Origin of the sequence: Psychrobacter sp. TB20-MNA-CIBAN-0197, assembly GCF_040309765.1 — a bacterium.
GTDB classification, from domain to species: Bacteria; Pseudomonadota; Gammaproteobacteria; order Pseudomonadales; family Moraxellaceae; genus Psychrobacter; species Psychrobacter submarinus.
The window spans coordinates 1-329 of sequence record NZ_JBEOPC010000251.1; the positions used below are offsets into that span (position 1 = coordinate 1).

Genomic DNA, 329 nt, shown 5'->3' on the forward strand with positions numbered 1-329 from the left:
GTATTAATCTGCTTGAAAAGCCCAATCAGGGTCGTATCATCATTGGTAACGACGAGCTGATGTTAAAGCCCAGTAAATCAGGTGAGCTTCAAGCCGCAGATATCAAGCAATTAGAGAGTTTGCGTGCGCGGGTGGGCTTCGTCTTTCAGAACTTCAACTTGTGGCCACACAAAACGATTTTGCAAAACATCATCGAAGGGCCAACGCAAGTTTTAAAGATTAAAAAAGATCAAGCCATTAGCGATGCTGAAAAACTGCTCGATAAAGTGGGTCTGCTGGATAAAAAAGACGCTTATCCTGCCAATTTATCCGGTGGTCAGCGCCAGCGC

General features: G+C 45.0%; 1 protein-coding gene. It reads left to right on the forward strand.

Annotated elements, in window-relative coordinates:
- The coding region (locus AAEY83_RS13540) for an ATP-binding cassette domain-containing protein (protein ID WP_351059584.1) at positions 1–329 on the forward strand (329 nt) is incomplete at both ends.